The following is a 13,605-nucleotide window of genomic DNA, read 5'->3' on the forward strand; positions in this document are numbered from 1 at the left end:
GATTTAAGCCTGCATTAATTCTTGTAAGTGTTTAACTGCTGCCTTAGGATCTTTAGCTTGGGTAATGGCTCTCACAACAGCCACTGAACCAACACCACTTTTTGCCACCGCATGAATGCTATCTTGATCAATGCCGCCAATAGCAACTAGCGGGTAATTGTCCATGAGCTGAGCATATCGATATAAGCGACCCAGTCCTTGCGGTGCTGTAGGCATCTTCTTTAAATTCGTAGGAAAGACGGCTCCCATCGCAATGTAACTTGGGCAAAAGCGATCTGCATAAGCCAGCTCTGCATAGCCATGAGTACTTAATCCCAGTCTTAAACCCGCTACCCGAATCTCTTCTAGGTTTGCATCTACTAAATCCTCTTGACCTAAATGCACGCCATAGGCGCCGGCATCAATTGCTTCTTGCCAGTAATCATTAATGAAGAGCAGGGTCTTACTATCTTTAACTGCTGCAACAGATTCTTTAATCTGCTTTCGGATCTTGGATTTTTCATTCGACTTAAAGCGGAGTTGTACTGTAGGTAGCTCCGCATCAACCATGCGCTTTACCCACTCAGCATCCGGCATGACACCATACAAGCCTAAGCGTTTTGGACACTCTTTAAACGCATTGGGATTCATATTGCGAGTCCAGGGCAGTAAATCAAAATGCTCTGGCCTGCTAGGCCATTTAAAGGGATTAAAGCCACCATCTTGCAATGTCATGCGTGACCACGCCTTACCCAGGATTCTGGCATCAGACTCAATAAAGCCCATCTCAATTGCTGCTAGTGCGCCTGCTAATTCGTAATGATCGACTGCTGCTTCGTTATCAATGAGAGGAGGCGGAGAGTTCAGACTAAAGCTCGGAATCGGAATGCATAAATCTTCATTGCGATGCGCAGCAACGATTTGATCAGCAAGGTCACGAATTAGACTCATAGGTTTAGTGTACTTAACTTAGCTTCACTACGATTGGTGCCAAAAAGGAGTTCCCACCAAAGGCGTACTTGCTTGAGCTGATTCCTGGGGCTTCATGGCACCAGATAAATAGGCCGCACGACCTGCATCAACTGCCATAGCAAAGGCTTTGGCCATCACCACAGGATCATCCGCCAAGGCTACTGCTGTATTAAGCAATACACCATCAAATCCCCATTCCATCACAGTGCAAGCATGAGAAGGAAGTCCTAGGCCGGCATCTACCAAAAGCGGAACCTTCAGACGATCACGCAAGAGTTTCATGGCATATGGATTTAAAGGGCCTTGTCCGGTACCAATTGGAGCGGCCCAAGGCATCACCGCTTGGCAGCCGACATCAACCAAACGTTGGCACAAAATGAGATCCTCCGTGCAATACGGCAGAACCTTAAAGCCATCTTTAATCAGAGTCTCTGCTGTCAGCACTAAGCGCAAGACATCCGGTTGCAAAGTGTAATCATCGCCAATCAGCTCTAACTTGATCCAATCGGTTTCAAACACTTCACGCGCCATTTGCGCGGTGGTAATCACTTCTTGTGGGCTATGGCAACCAGCGGTATTCGGTAGAACAGGGACTGCCATCTTCTTGAGTAAATCCCAAAAGCCGCTATGCGCTTCTGCGGTTGATGTTCCTTGGCGACGTAAGCTTACAGTAATCATGCCGGGATTCGATACTTGCACAGCGTTCTCTAGCACCTGTGGAGAGGGGTAGCGTGAGGTACCCAATAGCAAGCGACTCGCAAAGCTCTCGCCATAAAGGACAAGTGTATCGGCGTTATTGAGGTTATTAGGTAAAGGAGCGTTCATAGCAAAATAATTTGTTTTTAATCAGCCGCCAGTAACTGGAGCAATCACTTCAATTTGGTCGTTCTCATTTAATACAAAGTCTGCATGCTTAGTCTTAGGCACAAAATGAAGATTCACGGCAACGGCATAAGGTGGCTTCGCATTGATCAAGGCCAGCGCATCACTCACCATGCTCTTGCTGGGTATCTCATAAGCCACTTGATTGACGATTATGCGCATACTGTCTCAATCTGATTATTGTCTTGAGTCATGCTCAATCCCAAATCCAATGCAGTTTTGCTTGCGCCGAGCTCTACAAGTTCCAATGCGCAATCGAGCACTGCAGGAGAAATCATAAAACCATGGCGATACAAGCCATTGATCATGATCAAATCTGCAAGCCCTTTATTTCTTATCGACCGAATTTCTGGCAGATTATTTTTTAAAGTAGGGCGACACTGCGTTGCCATCTCCAATATGCGCGCTTCTGCAAAACCACTATGAACGGTGTAGACAGCGCTGAGCAACTCCATAGCAGAGCGCACACTCATTTCTGACAAGTCATCAGACTCAATCTCCGTTGCACCCACCACATAGACGTCATTTTCTTTAGGGGCAATATAAATCGGATAGCGCGGATGGATTAAGCGGGTAGGGCGACGCAACTTTACTTCTGGTGCATACAGTCGAATGACCTCACCACGAACGCCACGCAGGCTATTGGGCTTGTCCCCAGATAACCAAGCTTCTCTAGCGCCTGTACCACGACAGTCAATTACCGCTTTATAGTCAGTCTGTTTGCGCAATTCAGATGGGCCGATCTCTATATGCCAGTGGCAATTGACCTTCAGTAGCGTTAATTCACTAGCGAGAGCATCCAATAGCTGGCGATTATCTAATTGCCCTTCATTGGGTAAATACAGTCCTTGAGTAAAGCGATCGGCAACGCCAGGCTCGAGTTCGCGTAACGCTTCATTATTGAGATTTTGTGGTGCGCTGAGATCAGCGTTTGAGCGACAGTTCTTCTCTAAATGAGCAGTAAAGCGTTCAGCTTCACTGGCATCTTGGCGGTGCCACAAAATCAAAGTGCCATCTTGCTGAAAGTAAACCGGTGAAGATAAGTTGGTAATAAGCTCTTTCCAACGAGGCAGACTATGCAAACCCATGCGCACTACCGAATCTTCAGTAATTGCAGACTCAGCTAATGGCGCCAACATCGCTGCAGCAATGCGCGCAGCAGCATGGTTGCCGTCGGGACCCCCTTTATCAAAGAGGTCGACTTGAGCGCCTCTTTTAGCAAGCGCAACAGCTAGCAGGCGACCCATTAGGCCGCCGCCAACAATTGCGTATTTGCTATTGGAGAAGCTTGCGCTAGTCATCTTTATCTTTTTGGCTGGTTGGCTTACTGATAAATCTCACTACCGCGCTTGCGGAACTCCGCAGACATTTCATCCATACCCTTAGAAGCGTCAGCTACTTCAGTAATTGGAATGACTTTAGCTTTTGGATTTCCGTCAGCATCTAAGGTCGCAGCGTAATCACGAACTTCTTGAGTGATCTTCATCGAGCAGAACTTGGGGCCACACATAGAGCAGAAGTGCGCAATCTTGGCGCCTTCAGCTGGCAGTGTTGCGTCGTGATACTCACGCGCGCGCTCAGGATCTAATCCCAGATTAAATTGGTCTTCCCAGCGGAACTCAAAGCGCGCTTTGGAGAGGGCGTTATCGCGCACTTGTGCACCAGGCAAACCTTTGGCTAAGTCAGCACCATGGGCAGCAATCTTATAAGTGATGATGCCTTCGCGCACATCTTCTTTATCTGGCAATCCCAAATGCTCTTTTGGTGTGACATAGCAAAGCATTGCTGTGCCGTACCAACCGATTTGCGCTGCACCAATGCCGCTAGTGATGTGGTCATAGCCAGGGGCAATATCGGTAATCAATGGTCCGAGGGTATAGAAGGGAGCTTCCAAGCAATGCTTGAGCTCTTCAGTCATATTCTCTTCAATGCGCTGCATTGGAACGTGTCCAGGACCCTCAATCATGACCTGCACATCATGTTTCCAAGCTTTAGCAGTCAGCTCACCGAGTGTATGAAGTTCACCAAACTGAGCAGCATCATTCGAGTCAGCAATACAACCAGGACGCAAACCATCGCCCAAGCTAAATGACACGTCATACGCTTTCATGATCTCGCAAATCTCATCAAACTTCGTGTACAGGAAGTTTTCTTTGTGATGAGCCAAGCACCATTTAGCCATGATCGAGCCGCCACGAGAAACAATGCCCGTAATACGATCAGCTGTTAACGGTACATAGCGTAGCAATACACCCGCATGTATGGTGAAGTAATCCACGCCTTGCTCTGCTTGCTCAATGAGCGTGTCACGGAACATTTCCCAGGTGAGGTCTTCTGCAATACCGCCGGTTTTATCTAGTGCTTGATAGATTGGAACTGTGCCAATAGGTACTGGAGAGTTGCGAATAATCCATTCGCGAGTCTCATGAATATGCTTACCAGTAGAGAGATCCATGATGGTGTCTGCGCCCCAACGAATCGACCACACCATCTTTTCTACTTCTTCATTGATGGAAGAGGTAACAGCAGAATTACCTAAGTTGCCGTTAATCTTCACGCGGAAGTTACGGCCAATAATCATTGGTTCTAATTCAGGGTGATTGATGTTTGCTGGAATGATCGCGCGGCCTGCAGCAATCTCGGAGCGGACAAATTCACCGGTGACGATGTCAGGCAGGTTGGCGCCATACCCTTTACCTGGATGCTGCTTCAATAGCTGCTTGTAAGCAGGATCTTTGCGCAGTTGCTCAAGGCCCATGGATTCACGCAGGGCGATGTATTCCATTTCAGGAGTAATGATTCCTTGGCGAGCGTAATACATCTGACTGACGTTATGACCAGATTTAGCTACACGTGGTGCGCTGATATGAGAAAAGCGTAAATTTTGTGTGGCTTCATCTTGAGAACGTGCAACGCCGTATTCGGAGCTAGGACCTGCTAACTGAATGGTGTCATTACGCTCAGCAATCCAGGCATCGCGGAGTCTTGGCAAACCTTTTTCAAGGTTGATGACAATATCAGGATCGCTGTATGGACCAGATGTGTCGTAAACAGGTACTGGAGGATTAGCCAACATTTCTTCGCCTACGCGAGTAGGTAGTTGCTCAATCATGCGGATTGGCGCTTTGACATCGGGCCTTGACCCCTGGAGATAAGTTTTGGTTGAGGCTGGATAGGCAAACTTTTGCCCGAAGTCGCGCTCTAAGCTTTTAAGGCTTGGAATCTCGTGTTTAGCGTTTTTAGTTGAAGTCTTGCCTGTACTCATGTCCATCTCCTAGCTGTTTTAGATGGACGAAACCGGGTGTCGGTCTGATGTAACTCCCCACGCCAGCATTACCTGGATCGGGTTCTAGGGTCTTTCTCAGCGCCTTCTAGCAAAACTGCTATGAAGGGCACCCCTGTTTCATCCTTAAGATGAATTTAACCACGAATTGACTGATTACTGCATGACGTCAGTCATGCCCTGCCAAACAGGCCCAGCAGGCTACTTATTGCGACGCAATATGAAATCAGCCGTAACAAAGGCAGCATCAGAGGTAAATTCATCAGCCAGGATTCTGGCGGCAGCCTCTGGCAGGGAGATTTCAATAAAGCCACTGACTTCACCATCATGATTGGTGGGGACAAAGTTGTCAGCCAGCTCTAAATCGTAGACATATAGCTGTTCATCATGAAAGCCTCGATCTAGTGATGGGCGGCGCATATGAATACGTCCCACAGGCTCAATTTGATCGGAGATTTGCTCAGGTACGCCAGCTTCTTCCCAAAGCTCACGACGCGCGCTAACCCAGGGTGTTTCATCAGCAGTAATTCCACCGGCTGCCAAGTTGTCTAACTTGCCTGGATCAGTAGGCTTAGTTTCACTGCGTCTACCCAGCCAAATAGTATTACCGTGGGTATAACCATTGATATGCGTTGCCATACTTCGAAAACCAAAGGTACGAAATGCAGCGCGCTCCATGCGAAAGTATTTATGACCATTTGGATCAACCCAAGCAAAGTCTTCGTTACGCCAGCCTGGAATAAATCCACCCAGTCTCATGCGATTAGCTAACTGATAAAGACTATTGGATAAATCTCTAGGTTTGCCTAATTGAATGGTGAGTTTGTCATGACCCATGGCAATGAGTGCAATGGATTCTTTTTGTAAAGACTCTTGCAGATAAGGAATAAATTCTGGATTGAGATGGCCAATGAGTTGTTCACCTATTGCACCGCGGGATAAATAAATCGGCAGGTATTCCGCAGGAGCAGAACGCGCCGTGTTTTGGAGCATTTCCTCGAGGGCGGCTAAGGTACTGGTTGAAAGGCTGGTCATGCCTTAAGTGTAAGGGAACTCTCCGCTCTATGCGTTTATTGGTAAACCCTCATAACACAAATCCCTATAAGAACTTACTTAAATATTTATAAGCAAACACGCAAAATAGGACAGGATATCCTGCACACAAATTAGGCAAGCTAGGTCTACCTATACAAATCTGTGACTTACTAAAACTTTTGAGGATTTATCCACAATGCCTGTGGATAAGTATGGGGAATTTTTGGTCCCGCCGACAGGAATCGAACCTGTATCCCACGCTTAGGAGGCATGTGCACTATCCATTGTGCTACGGCGAGATGCTAAGAAAATAAAAAGTGTGCTATGTCAATTCTAATGAATTACCAACCACACAGCGCCCATACTTGATTTGTTACTGCCACCATCATATCGGGTGCGAAGTACATTGAGAAAACGAACAACAAAATAAATAAAGCAAACCCATAAGAGATGATCTTCCCAATGCCTGGTTTTTTCTTAAGCATTAGCTACTCTATGAATTGCTCGTTCCTTTACAGGAAGATTAACTAAGAAAGCAAAGACGCCCAATCCAATTGCAATTTCCCAAACAATTAAATAGGAGCCACTTTGGTCAAATAAATAACCACCTAAGAAGGCTCCGCAGAAACTACCTAATTGATGTGAGAAAAAGATGAGACCAGAGAGCATTGTCAAATACTTCACGCCAAAAATTTGCGCAACGATACCGTTGGTCAGTGGAATAGTTGAGAGCCACAAGAAGCCCATGATGGCAGCAAAAATGTAAGTACTCATCGGTGTTGGTGGCAATAACAAGAACGCTGTAATGGCAATGGAACGCCCAATATAGATTGCAGATAGTAAATAGCGTTTAGGGAAGCGCTGACCTAGGATGCCAGAGCTATAGGTGCCGAAGATATTAAACAGGCCAATTAAGGCTAGGGCGGTCGTGGCGACAACCGGAGCCCCGACAGCTGGATAGGTAGAAGACAAGTCTTTAAGGTAAGGCGCTAAATGAACCGCAATAAACACCACCTGAAAACCGCAAACAAAATAACCTAAGGTCAGATAACGAAAGCTTGGATTACCCATTGCTTCCTTTAACGCCTGCTTAATCGTCTGATCACCCAGATTATGGTTATAGGTGAAATTCTTTTCACGCAACATAATTGCAGTTGGAATCATTAGGCTGGCCATCAATGCCAACATGAGAAGCGCATCTTGTGTGCCAAATATACTCAGCAAGCCTTGCTCGGCTGGAATCATGAGGAACTGACCAAATGAACCGGCAGCTGCAGTGATACCCATTGCCCAAACCCGTTTCTCCGCAGACACATTGCGACCCAAGATTCCATAGACCACGCTGTAGGTCGTGGCAGTTTGTGCCAAACCAATGAGCAAGCCACCAGCTAATGTGAAATTCATGACATCAGTAGAGATAGCCATGCCTGCCAAACCTAGGGCATACAAAATCCCACCGGCAACCATGATTTTGAATGCGCCGTAACGATCAGCCAAGGCCCCCGTAACTGGCTGCACAGCTCCCCAAATCAGATTTTGTAAAGCAATAGTCAGAGCAAACGTTTCGCGACCCCAGCCATTGGCTGAAGTAATGGGTAAATTGAAGAGGCCAAAGCCATGACGAATACCCATCGATAGGGTGACCATGAGTCCACCGTAGATGAGGACTTCCTTCATCGAAAGCCCTGCTTTGGATGTCTGTGCTGTCATGGAGCTTAGATGATTCCCTTGGTGCGCAGCGCTTCAATCGCTTGATCATCGAGCTTGAGACGTTCATGCAAAATCTCTTGCGTATGTTGACCAAGCGTAGGCGGTGCCATTCGTACTTCGGTGGGTGTTTTAGAAAGGCGCATAGGACTAGCAACTAATTTCATATTGCCAACAGTAGGGTGTGGAATATTGATCTCTACCCCACGAGCTATGACTTGCTCGTTTTCAAAGACTTCTTTGAAGTTATTGATCGGTCCGCAAGGAACATTCACTTTTTCTAGAAGTGATATCCATTCCTTCTTTGTTTTTTTACGGGTCATGGCTTCCAGTAGCGGCACTAGCTCATCTCGGTGTTGAACACGGAGTGGGTTAGTGGCGTAACGTGGATTATCAGCAAGGTGACCTTCCTCGCCAGCCATGACAAAGTGTCTATATTGACCGTCATTGCCAGCAGCAACAATCATCCAGCCATCCGATGTTGGGAAGGTTTGATACGGAACAATGGTTACGGAGGCATTGCCAATCCGACGGGGCACTTTTTCAGATGTCAGGTAGGCGCTTGAAACGTTAGCCATCACTGCAATTTGGGTGTCCAATAAAGCCATATCGATGTATTGGCCTTCACCCGTATGGTCACGGTGAATGACTGCTGCCAATATGGCTGTAGAGGCATACATGCCGGTAAAGATGTCTGCGATTGCAACCCCTGCTTTTTGTGGGCTAGCTCCTTTAACACCATCCGCTTCACCGGTGACACTCATAAATCCGCCCATACCCTGAACGATGAAGTCGTAGCCAGGACGATTAGCAAAGGGACCGGTCTGACCGAAACCTGTAATTGAGCAGTAGATCAAATCTGGCTTTACTTTTTTGAGGCTTTCATAATCAAGGCCATATTTAGCAAGGTCGCCAACTTTGTAGTTTTCAATCACCACATCCGATTCGGCACCCAGCTGACGGATCAACTCTTGACCTTCGGGTTTTGCAATGTCGACCGTAATTGAACGTTTATTGCGGTTGATGCAAATAAAATAGGCAGATTCTTCAGTTTCCTTGCCATTGGCGTCTTTGACAAAGGGAGGCCCCCAATGGCGGGTATCGTCGCCAACGACTGGTCTTTCGACTTTGATGACATCTGCACCCAAATCCGCTAGGTTTTGAGCGCACCAAGGCCCTGCCAAGACTCGGCTAAGGTCTAAAACGCGAATATGACTTAAGGCTCCCATCCCCCGATTTTGGCATGGATGACAGGGGAATTCCCGAAAAATTCGGCCAGGAGCTCAGACATGACTACAATTTGCGCGCATGGCTACCCGTAAAACTTCCGAATACAGCGAATCGTCGATTCAGGTCCTAAAAGGACTAGAACCAGTCCGTCAACGGCCTGGAATGTATACCCGCACCGACAATCCACTCCATATCATTCAAGAGGTGCTGGATAACGCATCCGATGAGGCCTTAGGAGGTTTTGGCAAGCAAATCATCGTTACGATGCATACCGATGGCAGCGTGAGCGTAGAAGATGATGGACGCGGCATTCCAGTGGGCATGCATCCTACCGAAAAATTACCAGTAGTGGAGATTGTGTTTACCCAGCTTCATGCTGGCGGTAAGTTTGAAAAAGGCACTGGTGGTGCTTATGCATTCTCAGGCGGCTTACATGGTGTTGGTGTTTCTGTAACCAATGCTTTATCCAAAAGATTAGAAGTCACCGTTTGGCGTGATGGCCAAATGTCGACATTGACCTTTGCTGATGGCAAGGTGATTGAAAAGCTCAAAACGATTTCTTCTGCAAAAGAAGACAAGTCACACGGTACCCGCGTTCGCGCTTGGCCAGATGGTAAGTATTTTGATAGCTCAGTGATTCCAATGCCTGAGCTCATTCGCCTATTACGATCTAAGGCTGTTTTATTGCCTGGCGTGAAGGTAACGCTGATTCAAGAAAAATCAGGCGATACCCAGACATGGCAATACGCACAAGGCTTGCGTGGCTACTTAAATGAAGCGATTGCGCAAGCAGCTCATGGCGCCGAAGTCATTCCACCATTCGAAGGCGAGCAATACGCTACCGGCACTGGAGAGGAAGATTCTTTTGCTGAAGGCGAGGGTGCGGCTTGGGTAGTTTGTTGGACTGAAGATGGCGCACCGGTGCGCGAGAGTTATGTGAACTTGATTCCAACACCTGCAGGCGGTACTCACGAAAGCGGTTTGCGTGAAGGCTTATTTAATGCCGTTAAAGGCTTTATTGAGATGCATGCATTGCAACCGAAAGGTGTGAAACTCATGCCTGAAGACGTATTTGCCCGCGCATCTTTCATTCTGTCGGCCAAAGTATTGGATCCTCAGTTCCAAGGGCAGATTAAAGAGCGCCTAAATTCTCGTGATGCCGTACGTTTAGTTTCTGGCTATGTGAAGTCTGCTTTAGAGCTTTGGCTCAATCAGCACGTTGACTACGGTCGTAAATTAGCCGACCTGGTAATCAAGCAGGCGCAAGCAAGAACCCGTGCCGGCCAAAAAGTAGAGAAGAAGAAGTCTTCTGGCGTAGCTGTTCTGCCTGGCAAGCTTACCGACTGCGAGAGCCAGGATATCGGCATGAATGAAATCTTCCTAGTAGAGGGTGATTCTGCTGGTGGTTCAGCCAAAATGGGGCGTAATAAGGAATATCAAGCCATCCTGCCATTGCGTGGCAAGGTATTAAATACCTGGGAAGCTGAGCGTGATCGCTTATTTGCCAATAATGAAGTGCATGACATTGCTGTAGCAATTGGTGTTGATCCGCACGGAGCAAATGACAGTCCTGATCTATCTAATCTGCGCTATGGCAAGGTTTGCATTCTCTCTGATGCGGACGTAGATGGTGCGCACATCCAAGTATTGCTCTTAACCTTGTTCTACAAACATTTCCCCAAACTCATTGAGTTAGGGCATGTGCATATCTCTAGGCCACCACTATTTAGAGTTGATGCTCCAGCGCGTGGCAAGAAACCAGCGCAAAAGATTTATGCCCTAGATGCTAATGAGCTTCAAGCGATTGAAGATAAATTACGTAAAGATGGTGTCAAAGAAACTGCATGGCAGATCTCCCGCTTTAAGGGCTTGGGAGAAATGAGCGCAGAGCAACTTTGGGATACGACTTTGAATCCAGATACGCGTCGTTTACTACCGGTCACTCTGGGCACATGGACCGAAGACGAAACATTTAAAACAATGGATATGCTCATGGGTAAATCAGAGTCTGGTGCACGCCGTGATTGGTTGGAAGAGCGCGGCAATGAAGTGGAGGCGGATATCTAATGACAACTAAAAAGACTCCTGGAAAAAATACCCCGGTAGATCAGGCTGACTTATTCTCCAGCCCGATCGAAATAGATATTGTTGAAGTGGAAGAGACCCCTGCAGTTGCTGCTTCCTCTGGCGGTGGAGCGGGTAATCATGACCCCAAAACGGTTGACTTGAATGAAGATGGCAAAGACAGCTTAACTCTAGCGGTATATGCAGAGCGTGCCTATTTAGATTACGCAATTAGCGTAGTTAAAGGCCGTGCATTGCCTGATGTATCTGATGGTCAAAAACCTGTACAGCGCCGTATTTTGTTCTCAATGAGCGAAATGGGTTTGCGTGCAGATGCTAAACCGGTGAAAAGTGCGCGTGTAGTTGGTGATGTGTTGGGTAAGTTCCATCCCCACGGTGACCAATCTGCATACGATGCCTTGGTTCGTTTGGCGCAAAGCTTCTCATTGCGCTACCCATTAATTGATGGTCAAGGTAACTTCGGCTCACGCGATGGTGATGGCGCAGCAGCGATGCGTTACACCGAGGCACGTCTTACTAAGATCGCTAGTTTGCTTCTGAGTGAGATTGATGAGGGTACGGTAGATTTTGCGCCGAACTATGACGGCTCATTTCAAGAGCCTAAATTATTACCAGCGCGGCTACCGTTTGTATTACTCAATGGTGCATCCGGTATTGCCGTTGGTATGGCGACCGAGATTCCTTCACATAATTTGCGTGAAGTGGCTACGGCCGCTGTTGCTTTAATGAAGTCTCCAAAGATGAGTACTTCAGAGTTATTGGAGATCATGCCTGGCCCTGACTATCCAGGCGGCGGTCAAATCATTTCTTCTGCTGCAGAAATTGCGCAGATATATGAAGCGGGGCGCGGCAGTATTAAAGTGCGTGCACGTTGGTCTGTTGAAGAACTCGCTCGAGGTCAATGGCAGATTGTGGTTAACGAACTTCCACCAGCAACTTCCTCGCAGCGTGTGCTGCAAGAGATTGAAGAGATTACCAACCCGAAGGTTAAGGTAGGCAAAAAGACCTTAACACCCGAACAAAATAATTTTAAATCAACCATCTTGAATGTGCTCGATGGCGTGCGTGATGAATCCAGCAAGGATGCCGCAGTACGTTTGGTATTTGAGCCCAAGAGTAAGAATATCGACGTCAATGAGTTCGTCAATCTGCTGTTAGCACATACCTCGCTCGAGTCCAATGCACCAATGAACTTGGTAATGATTGGCAACGATGGACGCCCACGTCAAAAAGGCTTAAAAGAAATTCTGTCTGAGTGGGTTGCATTTAGAGTTGCCACCGTTACTAGACGAACTCAGCACCGCTTAGGCAAAGTCAAAGACCGTATGCATATCTTGGAAGGACGCTTAACCGTTCTTCTCAATATTGATAAGGTTATTAAGATCATCCGTAATAGCGATGAACCTAAGGCGGATTTGATCAAAGAATTCAAGCTGAGCGATCGCCAGGCTGAAGATATTCTGGATATTCGCTTGCGCCAGTTGGCGCGTCTTGAAGGTATCAAGATCGAGCAAGAGCTGAAAGAACTTAAGACTGAACGTGATGACCTGGAAGGTTTATTGCAAAACGACACCGTATTACGCAAGCGCATCATCAAAGAAATCGAATCCGATATGAAGGACTTTGGTGATGATCGTCGCACTCTGATTCAGGAAGATAAGCGCGCCGTTGCTGAGACCAAAGTCATTGATGAGCCTGTCACAGTCATTGTTTCCCAAAAGGGCTGGGTACGTGTTCGTCAAGGTCATGAGCATGATGCAACTCAATTTGGCTTCAAGGCGGGCGATGCTTTATACGCTACCTTTGAAGTGAGAACTGTAGATGTTATTCAGGGCTTTGGTAGTGACGGGCGTGTATACACAGTTCCCGTCAGCGAATTACCAGGTGCCCGCGGTGATGGCTCGCCATTAACTAGCTTCGTCAATTTGGCCGCTGGCTCCCAAATGGTTGCCTATTACGCTGGTCAACCTGATGATTTGGTATTGCTCTCTACTAAAGCGGGTTATGGATTCTTGGCAAATGTTGCTGATATGACTACTCGTAACAAAGCGGGTAAATCATTCTTGAGCATGGACGCTAAAGTTCCTGGCGATGCTCCTCTAGGGGCTGCTAAGGTGAAGGTAGGCATGAAGCAAGTTGCCTGCTTATCAGAAGCTTCTAAGTTATTGGTTTTCCCATTAGATGAACTCAAGCGTCTGCCAACCGGCGGTAAGGGTGTAATTCTGATGGGCTTGGATGAAAAAGAGCACTTGGCTTCGGCTATCGCAGTTGGTCCTGACGGGGCTACCTATTCAGGCGCTGGGCGTGCTGGTAAACCAACTGAACTCGGCTTGGATGCCAAAACCTTGAAGTCTTTTGCGGGTAACCGCGCACGCAAAGGTCACTTTGTTGAGCCGCGCTTAAAAGACGGCAAATTAACAGCGAACTAAGCC

The 13,605-nt window shown here is 47.3% G+C and carries 11 protein-coding genes, 1 tRNA gene and 1 riboswitch; of the genes, 2 read left to right on the forward strand and 10 right to left on the reverse strand.

Features of this window, described 5'->3' with window-relative positions; all coding sequences use genetic code 11:
* Nucleotides 1-3: 3 nt before the first annotated feature.
* From thiE to ICV90_RS04965, 10 genes are all read right to left on the reverse strand, one after another.
* On the reverse strand, nt 4-930 hold the full coding sequence (gene thiE / locus ICV90_RS04920; protein ID WP_215360184.1) for a thiamine phosphate synthase: 927 nt from the start codon (nt 928-930) through the stop codon (nt 4-6).
* Nucleotides 931-957: 27 nt separating this feature from the next.
* Nucleotides 958-1,776, reverse strand: a complete 819-nt coding sequence (locus tag ICV90_RS04925) for a thiazole synthase (protein WP_215360186.1) — start codon at nt 1,774-1,776, stop codon at nt 958-960.
* A 21-nt stretch (nt 1,777-1,797) separates the two neighbouring features.
* Nucleotides 1,798-1,995, reverse strand: coding sequence for a sulfur carrier protein ThiS (gene thiS / locus ICV90_RS04930; protein WP_215360188.1), 198 nt, complete (start codon nt 1,993-1,995; stop codon nt 1,798-1,800).
* Nucleotides 1,986-3,134 (reverse strand): FAD-dependent oxidoreductase, encoded by a 1,149-nt coding sequence (locus ICV90_RS04935; protein ID WP_215360190.1) that lies wholly within the window; start codon nt 3,132-3,134, stop codon nt 1,986-1,988. Before ICV90_RS04935 ends, thiS begins: the two co-directional genes overlap by 10 nt.
* 23 nt (nt 3,135-3,157) lie before the next feature.
* Nucleotides 3,158-5,098, reverse strand: a complete 1,941-nt coding sequence (thiC, locus tag ICV90_RS04940) for a phosphomethylpyrimidine synthase ThiC (protein ID WP_251367806.1) — start codon at nt 5,096-5,098, stop codon at nt 3,158-3,160.
* A 37-nt stretch (nt 5,099-5,135) separates the two neighbouring features.
* Nucleotides 5,136-5,243, reverse strand: a riboswitch (TPP riboswitch).
* Nucleotides 5,244-5,317: 74 nt separating this feature from the next.
* Nucleotides 5,318-6,151: an NUDIX hydrolase family protein gene (locus ICV90_RS04945; protein WP_215360192.1), complete on the reverse strand. Its 834-nt coding sequence runs from the start codon at nt 6,149-6,151 to the stop codon at nt 5,318-5,320.
* Between the two features lie 224 nt (nt 6,152-6,375).
* Nucleotides 6,376-6,450: transfer RNA gene (locus ICV90_RS04950), tRNA-Arg, on the reverse strand.
* A gap of 42 nt (nt 6,451-6,492) precedes the next feature.
* A complete protein-coding gene (locus tag ICV90_RS04955; RefSeq protein WP_215360194.1) occupies nt 6,493-6,636 on the reverse strand; it encodes a hypothetical protein in 144 nt (47 codons plus the stop codon).
* Nucleotides 6,629-7,861 carry an MFS transporter gene (locus ICV90_RS04960; RefSeq protein WP_215360196.1) on the reverse strand — a complete coding sequence of 411 codons (1,233 nt, stop codon included), beginning with the start codon at nt 7,859-7,861 and terminating at the stop codon, nt 6,629-6,631. The genes ICV90_RS04955 and ICV90_RS04960 overlap by 8 nt, the downstream gene beginning before the upstream one ends.
* A 5-nt stretch (nt 7,862-7,866) precedes the next feature.
* Nucleotides 7,867-9,087, reverse strand: coding sequence for a CaiB/BaiF CoA-transferase family protein (locus ICV90_RS04965; RefSeq protein ID WP_215360198.1), 1,221 nt, complete (start codon nt 9,085-9,087; stop codon nt 7,867-7,869).
* A 79-nt stretch (nt 9,088-9,166) separates the two neighbouring features.
* Between ICV90_RS04965 and ICV90_RS04970 the strand changes: the two genes are divergently transcribed.
* A complete protein-coding gene (locus ICV90_RS04970; RefSeq protein ID WP_215360200.1) occupies nt 9,167-11,155 on the forward strand; it encodes a DNA topoisomerase IV subunit B in 1,989 nt (662 codons plus the stop codon).
* 71 nt (nt 11,156-11,226) lie between these two features.
* Nucleotides 11,227-13,602, forward strand: a complete 2,376-nt coding sequence (gene parC, locus ICV90_RS04975; RefSeq protein ID WP_251367818.1) for a DNA topoisomerase IV subunit A — start codon at nt 11,227-11,229, stop codon at nt 13,600-13,602.
* Nucleotides 13,603-13,605 lie beyond the last annotated feature (3 nt).

It is taken from the genome of Polynucleobacter sp. JS-JIR-II-b4 (genome assembly GCF_018687815.1).
In the GTDB taxonomy this organism is placed as follows: domain Bacteria; phylum Pseudomonadota; class Gammaproteobacteria; order Burkholderiales; family Burkholderiaceae; genus Polynucleobacter.

Excerpts from the sequence above, each read along its gene's own strand:
- ICV90_RS04925 (WP_215360186.1), bottom strand. The coding sequence starts at position 1,776 with ATGAACGCTCCTTTACCTAATAACCTCAATAACGCCGATACACTTGTC.
- ICV90_RS04965 (WP_215360198.1), bottom strand. The coding sequence starts at position 9,087 with ATGGGAGCCTTAAGTCATATTCGCGTTTTAGACCTTAGCCGAGTCTTG.
- thiS (WP_215360188.1), bottom strand. The coding sequence starts at position 1,995 with ATGCGCATAATCGTCAATCAAGTGGCTTATGAGATACCCAGCAAGAGC.
- ICV90_RS04960 (WP_215360196.1), bottom strand. The coding sequence starts at position 7,861 with ATGACAGCACAGACATCCAAAGCAGGGCTTTCGATGAAGGAAGTCCTC.
- ICV90_RS04945 (WP_215360192.1), bottom strand. The coding sequence starts at position 6,151 with ATGACCAGCCTTTCAACCAGTACCTTAGCCGCCCTCGAGGAAATGCTC.
- ICV90_RS04955 (WP_215360194.1), bottom strand. The coding sequence starts at position 6,636 with ATGCTTAAGAAAAAACCAGGCATTGGGAAGATCATCTCTTATGGGTTT.
- thiC (WP_251367806.1), bottom strand. The coding sequence starts at position 5,098 with ATGAGTACAGGCAAGACTTCAACTAAAAACGCTAAACACGAGATTCCA.
- thiE (WP_215360184.1), bottom strand. The coding sequence starts at position 930 with ATGAGTCTAATTCGTGACCTTGCTGATCAAATCGTTGCTGCGCATCGC.
- ICV90_RS04935 (WP_215360190.1), bottom strand. The coding sequence starts at position 3,134 with ATGACTAGCGCAAGCTTCTCCAATAGCAAATACGCAATTGTTGGCGGC.
- ICV90_RS04970 (WP_215360200.1), top strand. The coding sequence starts at position 9,167 with ATGGCTACCCGTAAAACTTCCGAATACAGCGAATCGTCGATTCAGGTC.